A 16,060-nucleotide genomic window follows, 5' to 3' on the forward strand; every position below is an offset into this window, starting at 1 on the left:
TGCGATGATCGGTCGGTGACCACAATGCAGCAGCCCCCATATCCACCGTCCGAGCCGCCTCGCGGACCCGGCTCCGGTGAGGGCCATGGACATGGTTCCGGCGACGGCCGCGGACATGGACCGGGCGGTGGTGGCCATGGCCCCGGACCAGGCGACGGCCCTGGCGGCGGGCACGGCCACTCGCACAGCCACGGCCCCGCAGTCCCCGTATCCAAGCACCTGCGCAAGGTCATCGCCGCGGTGCTGATCCCCTTCACCACGGCGGTCGTCGTGGGTCTCGTGGTGCTCTGGCCCGGCGGCGCCCCGTCCCACGAGCGCACCGGCGTCGGCTTCGACCGGCAGACCCAGCAGGCGACGGTGACCAAGGTCGACAAGGTGGACTGCAAGTCCGTGAACGCCTCGGGGGAGACCCCGACCGGCGACACCTCCACCGCCGAGGGCTCCTCCGCGCAGCAGCAGGCGACGGGCGACTGCAAGAAGGCGACGATCCGGATCGATACCGGCAAGGACAAGGGCCGTACGTTCACCGAGATCGTCCAGCCGGACCAGTCGCGGCAGTTGCATCAGGGCGAGAAGGTCGTGGTCGCGTATGAGCCCTCCGCGCCCAAGGATTTGCAGTACTCGGTAACCGACGTGAACCGGAAGTTCCCCCTGGCCCTGCTCGCCGGGATCTTCGCACTGGTTGTCGTGGTGGTGGGCCGGATGCGCGGCGTCATGGCGCTCATCGCGCTGGCCATCAGCTTCCTGATCCTGAATTTCTTCATCCTGCCCGCGATCCTGCATGGCTCGGACCCACTGATCGTGGCGGTCGTCGGGGCCAGCGCCATCATGCTGATCGCGCTCTACATGTGCCATGGCCTCTCGGCCCGCACGTCGGTGGCCGTCATCGGCACACTGCTCTCGCTGGTGCTGATCGGTGTGCTCGGCTCCGTCTTCATCGGCTGGGCGGCGCTGACCGGGAACACCGACGACAACACTGGCCTGATCCACGGCTTGTATCCGTCCATCGACATGAGCGGTCTGCTGCTCGCGGGCGTCATCATCGGTTCGCTCGGTGTGCTCGACGATGTGACGGTGACGCAGACGTCCGCGGTCTGGGAGCTGCACGAGGCGAATCCCACGATGGGCTGGCGTAGCCTGTACCGCGCGGGAATCCGCATCGGCCGCGACCACATCGCATCCGTCGTCAACACCCTCGTCCTGGCGTACGCGGGCGCTGCGCTGCCGCTGCTGCTGCTCTTCTCGATCGCGCAGAGCAGTGTGGGCACGGTCGCCAACAGCGAATTGGTCGCCGAAGAGATCGTGCGCACCCTGATCGGCTCGATCGGCCTGGTCGCCTCGGTGCCGGTGACCACCGCGCTGGCCGCTCTCGTGGTCTCCGCGGACCGTCCGGAGACCGCGGCCGGCCCTGTGGAGCCCACGGGAGCCAGGACGCCTGTACGCAGCGGAAAGGGCCGCCGCCGCAAGCGCTGAAACCATCCGGCACCCGCGCCCCTTGTGAGGAAGCGTTACTCCACTTGGGGGGTAGCGGTGCGTCAGCCCGCGCTCTGCTCCTCCGCCAGAATGCGGTCCAGCGCCTCGTCGAGGTGCGTGTCGAAGTCGGCGAGGGAACGCTCCTGCCCCAGCGGCACGAGCTTGTCCGTGCGGTCGAGGAAGGCCACGAGCGGCGCCGCCCCGGACCGGAACAGCGCGTGGTCGCCGCCCACCTGAAGCCGGATCAGCACCTCGCCGAACGCCTCCGGGTCGGCGGGCGCGATGTGCACATCGCCGTCACCGCACGGCCTGCCCACGCCGTCGATCAGCAACTCCCGCCCGAACGCCCAGGTCACAGGAGCGTCGCCGGGCAAATGAAAGGTCAGCCGCACGGCGTACGGATCACAGGTCTCGTATCGCAGCTCCACCGGAATGCGGAAGGACAACTCCTCCGACACGAGGAAGCTCATCATGACCTCGGCCTGTACCGACTCGCGCATCGCCTACCCCGTCGTTTGCCGTCGACTGGCCAGGAATCGTCCCCCTGACACTGCTGAAATCTTGCTCAAAGTGCACACGAGATCACAAGGAGTGAGTTTTCAGATACTGATAGAGATGGCGAGTGTCCCTAGCAGCCTGCCGATTTCGCCCTGCAATTGGCGTGCGGCGGGCAGCAGTCGCTCGGCCTGGTGAGAAGGCAGAGAAATGGCCATCGTCCCGGCAGTTGTGCCTGCCGTGATGGGGATCGCGGCGCAGACGGTGCCCAGCGCGTACTCCTGGCGTTCGATGACGGGCTCCATCCGTCCCGTCCGCTCCAGGCGCCGCAGCAGGCTGTCGTTGTCACGCACCGTGTACGGAGTGATCGACTGCACCGGGTAGCGGTCGAGGTGGTCCCGGCGGGCCTTCTCGTCCAGCTGGGACAGCAGACACTGGCCGATCGCGTGGGCGTGCCCGGTCTCCCGGAAGTCGGCCCACTCCTCGACCGCCGGATTGCCCGGGGTGTCGGCGATGCACATGACCTCGATCTCGCCGTCGCGGTAGATCGCGTAGTACACCGGTACGCCGATCGAATCGCGCCAGTGCGCGAGCGCGTCGCTCACGGTGCTGCGACGTTTCTGCTGTGCTCCGCTGCTGCTCAGCCGCTCGGCGGCCTCACCAAGGAAGAACAGCCCCTTGTCGCGGCGCAGATAGCCCTCATGGACCAGGGTGCGCAGCAGGTGGTACGCCGTCGGCAGCGCGAGCCCGGCCTCGCGGGCGAGCTGCTTGGCGGGCGCACCGTGCTCGCGCGCAGCGACAGCCTCCAGAAGGCGCATTGCCCGCTGCACGGAGCCGATCAGGGTCGTGGCGTGCGGCTCCAGGGACGCAGCCTCCGCGGGAGGGGTGCGCGGAGCACATGTCTCCCCGGGCGTGGTGCGCGGCTGGGCGGGCGGGACGCGTGATCCCGCGGGCACGCCCGATCGCTGGAGGGGTGGAGTGGGGGAATCTGTGGGTGCGGTGTCAACCGTGGCCAAGGGGCACTCCCGAAGCGCGAGGGGGACCGCCCGTGCGGGGGAACACGGGAGGGGGCTGTGCGCTGCCCGCGCGGGGTCGACCCCGCGTCGAATTCCGGACTTTAACCGCCTGCCACCGCTCGCAGACGGCCTCGCCGGAAAACTTCCCTCGCCCGAGGGAACCTCAGGTTCCCTTTACCGGCCTGCCCGTTACCGATCGCTCACCCTCATGCGCCCCACCCGTCACTGCGGGACCGCCTCACCAGTCGCTGCGCGACGACGAGTTCGACATGAACTTCCGCACGATGTAGATCAGTCCGCCGACCAGCGCGACGAAGACCAGGCCCTTGAAGAGCAGGCTGATGACCACACTGAGCACGCTGACTATCACCGTGCCGAAGACGACCAGGGCGATGACCGGCACCGCGACCCACTTCACCCACCACGGCATACCGTTGAAGATCTCTCGCATCGCCCTCGTCCTTACCTCTCCGCCCGTTGCCCCAAGTACGGGGCGTTGACTACGGGTTCTCTGATGTCCTGCATTGATGTCCTGCATTCGATGCTAGGGCCGAGAGGGGCCCGGCGGGGTCCTGGCACCCCTTGTCCTCCCCTGACCGTTCCCCTAGGGAACCCTGAGGCGGAGGTCAGCTCTCCGGCGGAGAGAACACCACCAGAACCCTGAGGTCCTCCGTGATGTGGTGGAACTTGTGGGCGACGCCCGCCGGTACGTAGACGACGCTGCCTCGTGCAACCTGGGTGGTCTCCAGACCAACGGTGATCGATGCGCGCCCACTCACCACGAAGTACACCTCGTCCTGCTGGTGCGGCTTCTGCGGGTCGAGTTCGCCCGCGCCGAGCGCGTAGAGGCCGACCGACATGTTCCGCTCACGCAGAAACTGCAGGTAGGCGCCGTCGTTGGCGGCGCGTTCCGCCTCCAGTTCATCCAGCCGGAATGCCTTCATCGCCCTCGTCCGCTCTCGTACGCCGCAGGCTGTATCCACAGCCTGGTCCGCTATTCGATCTCTTCTGCCACGATCAGACACATGAAGAATTTCGTAGTCAAGACGATCGCCAACGCGGGGGCCCTCGCCGTCGCCGTGTGGCTGCTCGACAAGATCACCCTGACGGGCGACAGCACCGGCAAGAAGGTCGGCACTCTGCTGATTGTGGCGCTGGTCTTCGGCCTGGTGAACTTCCTGGTCAAGCCGGTCGTGAAGGTGCTGACCTTCCCGCTCTTCATCCTCACGCTCGGCCTGATCACCCTGGTGGTCAATGCGCTGATGCTGCTGCTCACCTCGTGGCTGGCCGACAAGCTCGACCTGAGTTTCCACGTCGAGGGTTTCTGGACCGCGGTCCTCGGCGGCCTGATCATCTCCATCGTGTCCTGGGCACTCAACGTCGTGCTCCCCGACGGCAAGGACTGAGTCCACCCATGCCCTATCGCGTCTGCTTCGTCTGCACCGGCAACATCTGCCGCTCCCCAATGGCCGAGTCCGTCTTCCGCGCCCACATAGAAGAGGCCGGGCTCGACGGCCTGGTAGAGGTCGACAGCGCGGGCACGGGCGGCTGGCACGAGGGCGACGGCGCCGACTCCCGCACCGTCGCCGTGCTGGAGGCGGGCGGCTACGAGAGCGACCACGCGGCCCGGCAGTTCCAGGTCTCGTGGTTCTCCCGCCTCGACCTCGTCATCGCCCTCGACTCCGGCCATCTGAAGGCGCTGCGCCGGCTCGCACCCACTTCGGAGGATGCGGCCAAGGTCCAGCTCCTGCGGTCGTACGACCCCTCCGCGGGCGACGATCTGGACGTCCCCGATCCGTATTACGGACATATGGAAGGCTTCGAGGAGTGTCTTGAGATGGTGGAAGCGGCGAGCCTCGGACTGCTCGCCGCGATACAGGAGCAAGTGGAGGGACGGGCGGCATGACATCAGGGGATTTCGTCACGGGAACAGGTGACGGCACCCGCGCGGTGCGGGCCGGACTGCCCGAACCCGTCAAGTACGAGCCGACGCTCCCGGGCCCGGTCTTCGCCGCGCACTTCCATCTGCCGGGCGAGCCCACCGGCCCGTACACCTACGGCCGTGACGAGAACCCGACGTGGACGCTCCTGGAGCGTGCCATCGGCGAGCTGGAGGCCCCTGGACAGGATGGCATCGAGACGCTCGCCTTCCCTTCGGGCATGGCTGCCATCTCGGCGGTGCTCTTCTCCCAGCTGCGCGCCAGCGACGTCGTGGTCCTGCCCGACGACGGCTATCAGGTGCTGCCGCTGGTGCGCGAACAGCTGACCGCGTACGGCATCGAGGTGCGCACCGCCCCGACCGGCGGCGACGGCCAGCTGGAGGTGCTCGACGGCGCGAAGCTGCTGTGGATCGAGACTCCGTCGAACCCGGGCCTCGATGTGTGCGACGTACGGCGACTCGTCGCGGCGGCACACGCGCAGGGCACCCTCGTCGCGGTCGACAACACTCTGGCGACCCCGCTCGGCCAGCGCCCGCTGGAGCTAGGCGCCGACTTCTCCGTGGCCAGCGGCACCAAGATGCTCACCGGGCACGGCGACATCCTCCTGGGATACGTCACCGCACGCGACGCCTCCCTGATGGCTCCCGTACGACGCTGGCGGAAGATCGTCGGTGCGATCCCCGGCCCCATGGAGGCCTGGCTGGCACACCGCTCGCTCGCCACACTCCAGCTGCGAGCCGACCGGCAGACGGCCAACGCCCTGGCGATCGCCGAGGCGTTGCGGGAGCGGCCCGAGGTCACCGGACTGCGCTATCCGGGACTGGCCGAAGACCCCTCGTACAAGATCGCTTCACGGCAGATGCGGCGCTTCGGATGCGTGGTGTCCTTCACGCTGCCCACGCGCGCGCGTGCCGACCGTTTTCTCGACGCGCTGCGTCTGGTGGACGACGCGACGAGCTTCGGCGGCGTGCGGTCCACGGCCGAGCGGCGCGGCCGGTGGGGTGGGGACGCGGTACCGGAAGGCTTCATTCGATTCTCGGCCGGCGCGGAGGATCCCGAGGACCTGGTGGCGGACGTGCTGCGGGCACTCGACGAATCCGCTGAGTGAATGCCTCCTGAGCGACCGGTGAGTAGGCGACGGCGCGCGTCCGCGCCGCCGGTTTAGTACCCCGCTACGTACAACGGACGGTCCGAGCCTCCCCCCTCGTGGCTCGGACCGTCCCGGTTCTGCGCGCGAAGAACCGCGCAAACAAGGCTAGTTGACTCTGTGTCAGTGTCCAATCACGGTAGCGACAGAGACCTATCGACTTATTTATAGTTGAGGCTCGCGCGGGGGTGCTGGGAGGGGAGGGGCACCATGGACTTGGCCTTGCTGCGCACCTTTGTGACTGTGCACCGGGCCGGTTCCTTCACCCGCGCCGCCGCGCTGCTCGGACTCTCACAGCCCGCCGTCACCTCGCAGATCCGCACGCTGGAGCGGCAGTTGGGGCGTCCCCTGTTTCTGCGCCAGGCCCGCGGCGTGACTCCGACCACCATCGGCGACGAGCTCGCCCACAAGGCCGCTCCGCATCTCGACGCCCTGGTGGAGATCGCCGAGGCCGGGCTCGACGAGGACTCGTCCTTACGCACCCTGCACCTCGCAGGGCCGCCGGAGTTCACCGCCGAACGGGCCCTGCCCGCGCTGACGGAGCTGACGGGCGACGGCGGCCAGGGCTTCGCACTGCGCGCATCCTTCGGAAACGCCGAGGAGACGCTGGAGGGGCTGGCTGCCGGACATCATGATCTGGCCATTACGACGGCCCGCCCACGGGGTGCGCTGCTCACCGCGACTCCGCTCTGCGACGAAGAGCACGTCCTGGTCGCCGCCCCGCGCTGGGCCGCCCGCGTCGGCCCGGGCAAGCTGCGCCGCAAGGGCGCCCACGCGCTGGAGAACTTTCCCGTGGTCGAGGTACACGAGTCGCTACCGCTCGTCGCCCGCTACTGGGCCTCCGTCTTCGACTGCCGCCCGGCCGCCTCGGGCACCGTCGTCGTCCCCGATCTGCGCGCGGTCCTCGCCTGCGCCGCCGCGGGCGCCGGCCTGGCCGTGCTGCCCCGGTATCTGTGCACCGACGCCCTGGAGCGCGGCGACGTCGTGGCGCTCCTCGACCCGGCGGTGCCTCCCCTGCGTACGTACTTCCTGGTGGTCCGCACCGGAACGCTGGCGATGCCGCATATAGCGCGGGCGCACGAGTGGCTGCTGAGGGCGGCCACCGACTGGAGCTGAGGCCACCGAGGCGTCGACTGGAGCCAAGGCCGGGAGGCCTCGGCCGGTGTTGAGGCCCGTTCTGAAGCTCTTGGGGCTTTGCGATGTTTCACGTGGAACCAGCCGGGCCACATTTCTCCCATGACCGTCCGACCCGTGGTCAAGCGCACCGCCCGCGCCATCCTGCTCGATGGCGACGACCTGATCTTGATCAAGCGCACCAAGCCCGGCGTCGATCCCTACTGGCTCACACCGGGTGGCGGGGTCGAACCGGAGGACACGACTGTCGTCGACGCACTCCACCGTGAAGTGCACGAGGAGCTCGGCGCAAAGATCACCGATGTGGTGCCCTGCTTCGTTGACACCGTCGAGCACATCGGCGACGACGGCGGCGCGACCGGCGTGAAGGTGCAGCACTTCTTCGTCTGCCGCCTCGAGTCCATGGACCCGGCCCTGCGGCATGGTCCCGAGGTGGACGAACCGTGCGGCGAGTACGAGATCGTCCGCGTGCCGTTCACGCGGGTCGGGATCGCGTCCGTCCACCTCGTACCGCTGTCCCTGCGGCACTACCTCGACGGGAACATCGAGGGCGTACGGGCGATGCACGCGCCCGACCTGGGCTGACTTACGCGGCTGGGGCTTGTCCGCAGGAGCCTTGGGCCCAGGTCAGTCCCCGGCCGCGACGAGTTCCTCCACCGAGTCGTGGCGTATGCGATCCGACGGAATGCCGATGTCTCGCAGCGCGTCCACACCGCTGCGGATCATCCCGGGCGGACCCGAGAGATACGCGTCGTACTCATTCCACGGCCCGTATTCGCGTACGACGTCCGGCAGCTGGAGATGGGCCTGCTGGTCGACGACCGGACGCACCGCGAGCCACGGGTGGCTCTGCTGGAGCCGCAGCATCGTGTCGATGTCGTACAGGTCGTGATCGGTGCGAGCACCATAGAAGACCTCGACCGGGCGGCGCTCCCCGTGCTCGGCGACATCCTCGACCAGGGCCTTGATGGGCGCTATGCCGGTGCCACCGCCCAGACAGAGCAGTCCGCTGTCGGTGGTGTGGTCGACGATCATCGAGCCGGCCGGCGGTCCGAGCCGGATGATGTCGCCGGGCCGGGCTCGGTGCACCAGCGCGTTGGACACCCAGCCCGCCGGAACCGCCTTCACGTGGAACGACAGCAGCCCGTCGGAGCGGGGCGCCGAGGCGAACGAGTAGTGCCGCCAGATCCGCGGCCACCACGGGGTCTCCAAGCTCGTGTACTGCCCGGCGAGGAAGGGGTACGGCTGGTCGGGGCGGACGGTGATGACCGCGACGTCCGGGGTCCTGAGGTCGTGCGAGACCACCTCGGCGTACCACCAGGCCGGCGCTCGCAGCTCGTCGGCGGCCGCCGCGTCGATCATGACCTGGGAGATGGTCGTGTACGCCCGCACCCAGGCCGCCTCCATCTCGGGGTCCCAGATCGCCGAGGCGTACCGGCTGAGCGAGCCGATGAGGCACTCACCGACGGCCGGGTAGTGCTCGGGCCGCGTGCCGTACTTGCGGTGTCCACGACCGAGGTTCTGGAGATACGCGACGAGGACCTTGGTGTTGTCGATGTGCTCGGCAGCCGTCAGCAGCGCCTTGAGCAGCCGGTCCCGCTGGGTGTCCATCGCGGCGGGGAACAGTGAGCGCAGTTCCGGGTGGCGCACGAAGAGCAGCGCGTAGAAGTAGGAGGTGACCTTGTCGGCGACGGGACCGACCTCGGCCATGGTCCGGCGGATCAGCACGGCGTCGGGGGACGCCTTTGGAGCAGGGGGTGTTTCAGGAGCGGGCCTTTGGGCGGGCACACGCGGCTGCGGGCCGGGATCAGGCTGCGGAGAGCCGTACGGGGGCCGCTCGGGGCCCGACTGCGGTCGTGCGGCTTCGTGGGCGCCGTGGGCGGGGTCGGGCTCCGGATGTCGCGCCTCGGGCTGTGGTGCCTGGTGCAGGCGCGCCTGAGCCGGTGCGGGCTCGTGGGGTCGTATCTCAGTGGGCGCCGCATCGTGGGGTCGCGTCGCAGCCTGTGGCGTCTCGTGGGGTCGCGTCCCAGGCGAAGGCGCGTCGTGCGACGTCGGCGCCGCATCGTGCGGGGCGGGTGGCCCTTCCACGGCCGGGGATATTCGTTCCTGCGCCGACGCTCCCTGCTCCGGCGCTCCGTGCCCCGTGGCGGACCGTCCGACCGGACGCATCGCGGCCAGTCGACGGCCGTCGGCTGCCCCCTGGTCCCCGCCGGAAGGCGCCGGCTCCTTGCGCGGCGTGAACCAGCCGCCCCCGCCGTTGCCGCCGGAAGTACCGTTGTCGGCCGACGTGGTGGTCGGAGCGTCCATGGTGTGCCTCGCCTCGAACATCTTTCGGTCGGTCTGCGCACTTCCGCGGTCGGAAAGTGCCTGCTTTCCCCCGCAGACGGCTTGCTTGCTTTCCCCGTTCAGTCCCCGTCGGGCAATGCGGCCACATTGAACCCGGATTCCCGCTCCGTACGGACAAGTAAGGCGAGAATGTGACATTGGCCGCAGTACTCTCACCGCAGCATCCCACCCCGAGCCAACGCCCGGCCGCGTAACGGAAAATGCGGGTCTTCGATCTCTCCGTCCCGTTAGGCTGCATTGGCCTGCGTTCGTGCCCCCACGGGACATGCGCACATCTCGGCGGACGCGAACCGGACTCGACCATACCGGCAGTGGCTGCATGCACAAGTCCCCCCTCGCGTCACCACGAATTGGCAGGGGGCCGCTCCATCAATTGCCTCAATTACCGGGCGCGACGGACCAATTCATAGGCATCCCACAGATCCCGGCCCACGTAGGCGTGGGTGGCGAGACCCCGCAGATGCCGATCCGCATTGACCGCGACGGATACCGGCACGGCACCGAACAGGTCCTTGTCCGACAATGAGTCGCCATACGCCACGCAGTCAGCCCGGCTCACCTCGAACTTTTCACAGAGCCGGTCCGCGATCTGCACCTTGGCTGCACTGCTGAGAATCCCCGCCGGATCGACCGGCTCGGTGAACGGCACGGCGGGAAAGCGCGAGCCATGTGCCTCATGCGCCCCCCACGCCGTCAGCCGTTCCACGAAGAAGGAGGGTGACAGCGAGATGACGGCGCAGTAGTCGCCGTCCCCCCGGATCTCCGCCCAGACGTCCTCGATGCCGGACATCCAGGGCGCCCCCTCGAAAGCCGCCATCACATGGGCCTCGGTGAGTTCCGTCCACAGGGCGTGCACCCGCGTCGCATACTCCGGCGGGCCTATGCGCCCCGCGAAGATCGCCTGATCGAGCGCGACGGTCTCGGCTTCCAGTCCGAGCTGTCGCGAGATCTCCACCGGTGCGGTGCTCCCGTGCAGCAACGTCCCGTCGAGATCGAAGAGATGAAGTCGTGCCATGCCCGCCGAGGCTAGCGGTGCCGGCTGTCCCTCCATCGGTGCGCCCAGCGGTTGATCGGCGCCGTTTCACGTGAAACATCTGTCCGGGCGCTGTGCGGTTGTGCACGACATGGCCAAAAGCGCGTACGTGTGCCCGCAAACCGGTGGACGTCAGTGGTGCGTGTCAGACAGCCTGACGTGCGTGTCGACATCTTCCCCCGCCGCTCTGCCAGTCCGCCGTCTGACGCCTCGCGATCTCACCGCCTGCGCCGACTTGTCCGAGAATCGGGGCTGGCCCCGTGAGGAACACAAGTGGGGTCTGCTCCTCGCGGCGGGAACCGGTTACGGCATCGATGACCCCGACGGAGGTCTTGTCACCGCCTGCGTCGTGACCGAGTACGGACCGCGGGAGTGCCCTGATCTGGGTGCGATCGGCATGGTGCTCGTCGCCGAGCGGCATGCCCGCCAGGGCCTCGGCCGCCGACTGATGCGCCACGTGGTCGCGGAGATGGGGACCACCCCGCTGACTCTGCACGCGACTCCGAACGGCCGCCCGCTCTACGAGGAACTGGGATTCAAGGTCACCGGCCGGGCCGAGATGGTCCGTGGGCACTTCGTCCCCGGCGGGGTGGAGCCCGGGATCTTCACCCGTCCGGCCACCGCGGAAGACCTCGCGGCCATCCTCCGGCTCGACGAGGAGATCTTCGGGGTCGATCGCACCCACGTGATCACGCGGCTGCCCGCCTTCTCCGACCAACTGCGTGTCGCCGAGGAGAACGGCCGGATCATCGGATACGCCTGCGCCTGGCCCAACATGGACAACCATGTCGTGGGTCCGCTGATCGCCCGTGACACGGAGACCGCGAAGGCGCTCATCGCCTCGCTGGCCGACCACACCGACCGCCTGCTGCGCACTGACATCGACGTACGACACGAGGAGCTGCTGTCCTGGCTGAAGGACCGTGGCCTGGCGTCCATCGCCTTCAACTCGGTCATGATGTACGGAATCTCGGAGCTGCCTGGAGACTGGACACGACGGTTCGCTCCACTGACGGTGGCGGCGGGGTGAGACACCTGTAGACGCCGTAGACGTCCGTCGACGCCCGTAGACGCCCGTCGCGATGCCCGTTGACGCCGTAGACGAAGGTAAGCGCCTGTAGAAAAGCGCCGGACCCCCAGGGGCCGGCGCTTCTCTACTGAAGTGCACTCAGGCGAGCGACTCCACAGCGGCGACAGCGAAGCCGTGGTCCTGGTCCGGCGCACCGCCGCCGACCCCGATCGCTCCGATCAGGCGGCCGTCGCGGTGGACCGGCACGCCGCCCGCGATGAACAGCAGGGGCCGGTCGAGCGCGGTGGGCAGGGTGTGGAAGAGGCCGCCGGGCTGGACCGCGTCGACGAGGTCGGCGGTGGCGGAGTCCAGCTGGAGCGCCGTGTAGGCCTTGCGGGTGCTGGTCTCGCCGGAGATCAGCACGGCCTGGTCGTCGCGCCGGAAGGCAAGCAGGTGACCGCCCGCGTCGAGGACGGTGACGCTGACCCTGACTCCGGCGGTCGTGGCGGCGCGGCGGGCCGCGGTGACCAGAACTTCGGCGTCCTCGGTGGTCAGCGGGGCGACGGCGGTGGTGGTGCTCATGAGGGGGTTTCTCCTTGTGAGGGTGCGTGCTGAGTCGGTTGCAGGTGGCGCCGAGTCCAGACGGTGCGGGGACGGCCCTGGCCCCGCGCCGTCTCGACCCCGGTCAGTGGTGGACGGCCGTCCGCTGTTCCACGGGCGCGCCGCCGGTGACGACGGTGCTGGGGGCATCCGCGCGGCGCTCCAGGGCGGCCGAGAGGACAGCGAGGACGAGCGCGCTCGCGGCGAGGACGGCGCCGACCCAGTTGGGGGCGGTGTAGCCCAGGCCCGCGGCGATGACGATGCCGCCGAGCCAGGCCGAGAGGGCGTTGCCGAGGTTGAAGGCGCCGATGTTCACGGCCGACGCCAGTGTGGGGGCGCCGTGCGCCTGGTCGAGGACCCGCTTCTGCAGCGGCGGCACGGTCGCGAAGCCCAGAGCGCCGATGAGGGCGATCGTGACGGCCGCGAGGATCTTGTTGTGCGCGGTCACGGTGAACAGGGCGAGCACGACGGCGAGGCCGCCCAAGGACACGTACAGCATCGGCATCAGCGCGCGGTCGGCGAACTTGCCGCCGATGAGGTTCCCGCCGACCATGCCGAGGCCGAAGAGGACGAGCAGCCAGGTGACGGAGCCGTCGGCGAAGCCCGCGACGTGCGTCATCATCGGTGCGATGTAGGTGATGGCCGCGAAGACGCCTCCGAAGCCGAGCACGGTCATCGCCATGGCCAGCAGCACCTGGACGTTCTTGAAGGCGGCCAGCTCGTGACGGAGGTGTACGCCTTCGGGCTTCGGCAGCTCGGGCACCAGCTTGGCGATGCCCAGCAGCCCGATCAGGCCGAGCACGGCGACGCCCGCGAAGGTGACACGCCAGCCCGCGGACTGCCCGATCAGCGTGCCCAAGGGAACTCCGACGACATTGGCGATGGTGAGCCCGCTGAACATCATGGCGATGGCACCGGCCTTCTTCTCGGGCGCGACCAGCTCGGCGGCGACCACCGAACCGATGCCGAAGAAGGCGCCGTGGGCGAGGGAGGCGACCACTCGGCCCGCCAGCATCAGCCCGAAGACCGGAGCGACGGCGGAGAGCAGGTTGCCGAGGACGAACAGCCCCATCAGAAGCATCAGCATCCGCTTGCGGGACACCTTTGTGCCGAGTGCCGTCATGATCGGAGCACCGATCACCACGCCGAGGGCATAGCCGGTCACCAGCAGTCCGGCGGTAGGGATGGAGACACCGAAGTCACCGGCGACCTCAGGCAGCACACCCATGATCACAAACTCGGTGGTTCCGATTCCGAAGGCCCCGATCGCGAGGGCCAGAAGCGCGAGAGGCATGGTGGGGTACACCTTCCCAGACGATTGCAGGAGCGCTTTGCGTGCGTCCACAATAGTTGCAGACGCGGGCTATATGCAAGAGCAGGCTATTGCGCTCGTGCTCTATCCTGGTCTCAGCCGCTCCGGGACGGAGGAAAACGCCATGACAGCCACGGACCCCGCGCTCACCGCCCTCGCTCAGGGCTGGTGTGCTCTCTCCCTTTTGCACGGGAGGATCGAGGCCCACATCGAGCGCGAGCTGCAGGCCAAGCACGGCCTGAGCGTGCGCGAGTACTCCCTGCTCGACGTGCTCAGCCGACAGCACGACGGCGAGGGTGGTCATCTGCAGATGAAGCAGGTCGCGGACGCGGTCGTCCTCAGTCAGAGCGCCACCACGCGACTTGTCACCCGCCTCGAGGACCGCGGGCTGCTCTCCCGGTATCTCTGCCCGACCGACCGTCGCGGCATCTACACGAACGTCAGCGAAGCGGGCCTCAAGCTCCTCGAAGAGGCACGGCCCACCAATGACGCCGCCCTGCGCGAAGCCCTCGACGAAGCGGCCAAGAACCCGGAGCTGGCCCCGCTGGTCCGGGTCGTGGAATCGGCGAGCGTGCCCGTTTAGACCGTGCGCCCCATGAGCGTGCCCTCATAGGGTGCGGTCATGGGAGATCTTGAAATACGAGCCGCTGTCGCCGAAGACGTGCCCGCCATCGTCGCGATGCTCGCGGACGATCCGCTGGGCGCCCAACGCGAGTCGCAGGACGACCTGACCCCGTATCTGGCCGCCCTGGAGCGCCTGAGCGCCGACCCGAACCAGCATCTGGTCGTCGCCGTGCGCGAAGGCCGCGTCGTCGGCACCCTTCAGCTCACGGTGATTCCCGGGCTGTCCCGCAAGGGAGCGACTCGCTCCATCATCGAAGGCGTACGCATCCATGCCGACGAGCGCGGCAGCGGCCTCGGCACCCAGCTCATCGAGTGGGCGATCGACGAATCCCGGCGCCTGGACTGCCAACTGGTCCAACTGACCTCCGACGTCACCCGCACCGACGCCCATCGCTTCTACGAGCGGCTCGGCTTCACGGCCTCTCACGTGGGCTTCAAGCTGCCGCTCTGAGGCGTGCCACCCTGCACGGGGCGAGGGGCGGCCTGTTTCACGTGAAACAGGCCGCCCCTCACGCTGACGCGGTCTACTGAATCCCCCGCCAGCCCTCCGGATCCACCCCACCCGGCACAGGAGCCCCGTCGTCGTAGGGCTGGCGCGTGAAGACGAACGACCCGAGGTCGAGATGGCTCACGGAGCCGTCCTGGCGCCGTACGGCCCGCAGCAACTCCCCCGCGTAGTAGCCGTCGAGCCCCGTCCAGGTCCCGTCACCGTTCGCCCGGAACCGGGCGCCCCGACCGATGCCGGACAGCGGCCCCAACGCCACGTCCCTGCCGGCCACCAACCGCAACCCGAACGCCTGAGTCCCCCAATACCACTGCCCCACCAACTCCAGTACGGAGCTGTCGGCTTCAGTCATGGGACGCCAGGGTTCGGGGATCCTGGGCTCGGCCTCCGCAACGATCCGTACGAGATCGGCGGCGACGGTCAACACGGGTGGCCCCGAGGTGCAGTTGGACAGCACGACCGCCGCCACGTCGTCCTCCACACCGATCACCAGGCCGGCCAGGAAGCCCGGCAGGGAGCCGGAGTGTCCGACGAGCATCCGACCGTCTCGGTGCAGGATCTGCATGCCGAGGCCGTAGGCGGAACCGGCGGCCAGCTCTGCCGCCTCGGGCGGCGCGGCAGGCGTACGCATCTCCCGTACGGACTCCGCGCTCAGCACCCGGTCGTCACCCCGGGCCAGGAAGACGGCGAAGCGCGCCAAGTCCGCGGTGGTGGACCACAGTTGTCCGGCCGGAGCCATTCGGCCGAGATCCTGCGTGGGTTCGGACATCATCACGTCCGCCCAGGGGTGGACGGCCCAGCCTCCCGCGTGCGGAGCCTGCGGCCGACCGCTCGTACGGTGCAGGCCCAGCGGTTCGAGCACCTCGCACCGCAGCACCTCCTCCCAGGGGGCGCCCCGCAACTCCTCGACCAGCGCGCCCAAGAGCGTGTAGCCGGGGTTCGAGTAGTGGTGCCGGCGCCCTACCGGGTGCCGGAAGGGCTGCTCGCCCAGGACGTCGGACAGCTCGGGGCGGAGCGAGCCGGGCGTGCGCTCCCACCAGGGTGCGGGAGACTCGGCGGCCAAACCGCCGGTGTGCGCGAGCAGTTCGGCAATGGTGATCTCCCCCGCGCCGGTACCGGGCAGATGCTTCTCCAGCGGGTCACCGAGGTCCAGCACGCCCTCGTCACGCAACCGCAGTACGAGTACGGCGGTGAAGGTCTTGGTAATGGAGCCGATCCGGTACTGCACGTTCTCGTCGGGCCCGTGCCCGTCCACCGAGGTCCGTGCCCCGTTCCACACCGTCTGCCCGCCCCGGACGACCGCCGCGACCAGCGACGGCGCCCGCCCTTCGGTCTGTGCGACGGCGATACGGTGCAGCAGACCCCGGCGCGTGGCGGGAAGGAGATCATCCTGAGGTGTCGTCATGACACCAGTCCACCCGGCCCG

General features: G+C 68.8%; 18 protein-coding genes. 9 read left to right on the forward strand and 9 right to left on the reverse strand.

The annotated features are described in order from the left end of the window. The first annotated feature begins 15 nt into the window (after positions 1-15). A complete protein-coding gene (locus AB5J53_RS24185) occupies positions 16-1,473 on the forward strand; it encodes a YibE/F family protein (RefSeq protein ID WP_369247748.1) in 1,458 nt (485 codons plus the stop codon). A 62-nt stretch (positions 1,474-1,535) separates the two neighbouring features. Here the strand turns inward: AB5J53_RS24185 and AB5J53_RS24190 are convergent, their stop codons facing one another. The 4 genes from AB5J53_RS24190 to AB5J53_RS24205 all read right to left on the reverse strand — a co-directional run bounded on the left by AB5J53_RS24190 (position 1,536) and on the right by AB5J53_RS24205 (position 3,928). Next, positions 1,536-1,973 (reverse strand): SsgA family sporulation/cell division regulator, encoded by a 438-nt coding sequence (locus AB5J53_RS24190; protein ID WP_356798107.1) that lies wholly within the window; start codon positions 1,971-1,973, stop codon positions 1,536-1,538. A gap of 99 nt (positions 1,974-2,072) precedes the next feature. Continuing rightward, positions 2,073-2,831 (reverse strand): IclR family transcriptional regulator, encoded by a 759-nt coding sequence (locus tag AB5J53_RS24195; protein ID WP_369252434.1) that lies wholly within the window; start codon positions 2,829-2,831, stop codon positions 2,073-2,075. 391 nt (positions 2,832-3,222) lie between these two features. Further along, the gene (locus AB5J53_RS24200) at positions 3,223-3,435 is read right to left on the reverse strand and encodes a DUF5326 family protein (protein ID WP_369247749.1); all 213 of its coding nucleotides are present in this window, start codon (positions 3,433-3,435) and stop codon (positions 3,223-3,225) included. A 175-nt stretch (positions 3,436-3,610) separates the two neighbouring features. Next, the gene (locus AB5J53_RS24205; RefSeq protein ID WP_369247750.1) at positions 3,611-3,928 is read right to left on the reverse strand and encodes a cupin domain-containing protein; all 318 of its coding nucleotides are present in this window, start codon (positions 3,926-3,928) and stop codon (positions 3,611-3,613) included. Between the two features lie 81 nt (positions 3,929-4,009). Between AB5J53_RS24205 and AB5J53_RS24210 the strand changes: the two genes are divergently transcribed. The 5 genes from AB5J53_RS24210 to AB5J53_RS24230 all read left to right on the forward strand — a co-directional run bounded on the left by AB5J53_RS24210 (position 4,010) and on the right by AB5J53_RS24230 (position 7,790). After that, entirely contained in the window at positions 4,010-4,390 is a 381-nt protein-coding gene (locus AB5J53_RS24210) for a phage holin family protein (RefSeq protein WP_369247751.1), read from the forward strand. 8 nt (positions 4,391-4,398) lie between these two features. Then, the gene (locus AB5J53_RS24215; protein ID WP_369247752.1) at positions 4,399-4,890 is read left to right on the forward strand and encodes a low molecular weight protein-tyrosine-phosphatase; all 492 of its coding nucleotides are present in this window, start codon (positions 4,399-4,401) and stop codon (positions 4,888-4,890) included. Then, a complete protein-coding gene (locus AB5J53_RS24220) occupies positions 4,887-6,032 on the forward strand; it encodes a cystathionine gamma-lyase (RefSeq protein WP_369247753.1) in 1,146 nt (381 codons plus the stop codon). The genes AB5J53_RS24215 and AB5J53_RS24220 overlap by 4 nt, the downstream gene beginning before the upstream one ends. A 249-nt stretch (positions 6,033-6,281) precedes the next feature. Further along, positions 6,282-7,187 (forward strand): LysR family transcriptional regulator, encoded by a 906-nt coding sequence (locus tag AB5J53_RS24225; RefSeq protein WP_369247754.1) that lies wholly within the window; start codon positions 6,282-6,284, stop codon positions 7,185-7,187. A gap of 120 nt (positions 7,188-7,307) precedes the next feature. Next, positions 7,308-7,790 (forward strand): NUDIX domain-containing protein, encoded by a 483-nt coding sequence (locus AB5J53_RS24230; RefSeq protein WP_369247755.1) that lies wholly within the window; start codon positions 7,308-7,310, stop codon positions 7,788-7,790. A 42-nt stretch (positions 7,791-7,832) separates the two neighbouring features. Here AB5J53_RS24230 and AB5J53_RS24235 read toward each other — a convergent pair whose 3' ends face one another. Next, complete coding sequence (locus AB5J53_RS24235) at positions 7,833-9,533, reverse strand: globin domain-containing protein (protein ID WP_369247756.1); 1,701 nt, start codon at positions 9,531-9,533, stop codon at positions 7,833-7,835. Between the two features lie 400 nt (positions 9,534-9,933). Further along, on the reverse strand, positions 9,934-10,566 hold the full coding sequence (locus tag AB5J53_RS24240) for an HAD family hydrolase (RefSeq protein WP_369252436.1): 633 nt from the start codon (positions 10,564-10,566) through the stop codon (positions 9,934-9,936). A gap of 181 nt (positions 10,567-10,747) precedes the next feature. Here AB5J53_RS24240 and AB5J53_RS24245 point away from each other — a divergent pair, with 181 nt between their 5' ends. Next, the gene (locus tag AB5J53_RS24245) at positions 10,748-11,614 is read left to right on the forward strand and encodes a GNAT family N-acetyltransferase (protein ID WP_369247757.1); all 867 of its coding nucleotides are present in this window, start codon (positions 10,748-10,750) and stop codon (positions 11,612-11,614) included. A 138-nt stretch (positions 11,615-11,752) separates the two neighbouring features. On the opposite strand, the gene AB5J53_RS24250 is transcribed toward AB5J53_RS24245, so the two are convergent. Next, the gene (locus AB5J53_RS24250) at positions 11,753-12,175 is read right to left on the reverse strand and encodes a heme-binding protein (protein WP_369247758.1); all 423 of its coding nucleotides are present in this window, start codon (positions 12,173-12,175) and stop codon (positions 11,753-11,755) included. Between the two features lie 103 nt (positions 12,176-12,278). After that, on the reverse strand, positions 12,279-13,487 hold the full coding sequence (locus AB5J53_RS24255) for an MFS transporter (RefSeq protein WP_369247759.1): 1,209 nt from the start codon (positions 13,485-13,487) through the stop codon (positions 12,279-12,281). Between the two features lie 142 nt (positions 13,488-13,629). Here AB5J53_RS24255 and AB5J53_RS24260 point away from each other — a divergent pair, with 142 nt between their 5' ends. Next, positions 13,630-14,088 carry a MarR family winged helix-turn-helix transcriptional regulator gene (locus AB5J53_RS24260; protein ID WP_369247760.1) on the forward strand — a complete coding sequence of 153 codons (459 nt, stop codon included), beginning with the start codon at positions 13,630-13,632 and terminating at the stop codon, positions 14,086-14,088. A gap of 39 nt (positions 14,089-14,127) precedes the next feature. Next, on the forward strand, positions 14,128-14,580 hold the full coding sequence (locus tag AB5J53_RS24265) for an N-acetyltransferase family protein (RefSeq protein WP_369247761.1): 453 nt from the start codon (positions 14,128-14,130) through the stop codon (positions 14,578-14,580). Between the two features lie 73 nt (positions 14,581-14,653). Here the strand turns inward: AB5J53_RS24265 and AB5J53_RS24270 are convergent, their stop codons facing one another. After that, positions 14,654-16,039, reverse strand: a complete 1,386-nt coding sequence (locus AB5J53_RS24270; RefSeq protein WP_369247762.1) for a serine hydrolase domain-containing protein — start codon at positions 16,037-16,039, stop codon at positions 14,654-14,656. Positions 16,040-16,060: the final 21 nt, after the last annotated feature.

The organism is Streptomyces sp. R41, assembly GCF_041053055.1.
In the GTDB taxonomy this organism is placed as follows: Bacteria; Actinomycetota; Actinomycetes; order Streptomycetales; family Streptomycetaceae; genus Streptomyces.

Excerpts from the sequence above, each read along its gene's own strand:
- AB5J53_RS24190 (WP_356798107.1), bottom strand. The coding sequence starts at position 1,973 with ATGCGCGAGTCGGTACAGGCCGAGGTCATGATGAGCTTCCTCGTGTCG.
- AB5J53_RS24200 (WP_369247749.1), bottom strand. The coding sequence starts at position 3,435 with ATGCGAGAGATCTTCAACGGTATGCCGTGGTGGGTGAAGTGGGTCGCG.
- AB5J53_RS24205 (WP_369247750.1), bottom strand. The coding sequence starts at position 3,928 with ATGAAGGCATTCCGGCTGGATGAACTGGAGGCGGAACGCGCCGCCAAC.
- AB5J53_RS24210 (WP_369247751.1), top strand. The coding sequence starts at position 4,010 with ATGAAGAATTTCGTAGTCAAGACGATCGCCAACGCGGGGGCCCTCGCC.
- AB5J53_RS24215 (WP_369247752.1), top strand. The coding sequence starts at position 4,399 with ATGCCCTATCGCGTCTGCTTCGTCTGCACCGGCAACATCTGCCGCTCC.
- AB5J53_RS24220 (WP_369247753.1), top strand. The coding sequence starts at position 4,887 with ATGACATCAGGGGATTTCGTCACGGGAACAGGTGACGGCACCCGCGCG.
- AB5J53_RS24225 (WP_369247754.1), top strand. The coding sequence starts at position 6,282 with ATGGACTTGGCCTTGCTGCGCACCTTTGTGACTGTGCACCGGGCCGGT.
- AB5J53_RS24230 (WP_369247755.1), top strand. The coding sequence starts at position 7,308 with ATGACCGTCCGACCCGTGGTCAAGCGCACCGCCCGCGCCATCCTGCTC.
- AB5J53_RS24235 (WP_369247756.1), bottom strand. The coding sequence starts at position 9,533 with ATGTTCGAGGCGAGGCACACCATGGACGCTCCGACCACCACGTCGGCC.
- AB5J53_RS24240 (WP_369252436.1), bottom strand. The coding sequence starts at position 10,566 with ATGGCACGACTTCATCTCTTCGATCTCGACGGGACGTTGCTGCACGGG.
- AB5J53_RS24250 (WP_369247758.1), bottom strand. The coding sequence starts at position 12,175 with ATGAGCACCACCACCGCCGTCGCCCCGCTGACCACCGAGGACGCCGAA.
- AB5J53_RS24255 (WP_369247759.1), bottom strand. The coding sequence starts at position 13,487 with ATGCCTCTCGCGCTTCTGGCCCTCGCGATCGGGGCCTTCGGAATCGGA.
- AB5J53_RS24260 (WP_369247760.1), top strand. The coding sequence starts at position 13,630 with ATGACAGCCACGGACCCCGCGCTCACCGCCCTCGCTCAGGGCTGGTGT.
- AB5J53_RS24265 (WP_369247761.1), top strand. The coding sequence starts at position 14,128 with ATGGGAGATCTTGAAATACGAGCCGCTGTCGCCGAAGACGTGCCCGCC.
- AB5J53_RS24270 (WP_369247762.1), bottom strand. The coding sequence starts at position 16,039 with ATGACGACACCTCAGGATGATCTCCTTCCCGCCACGCGCCGGGGTCTG.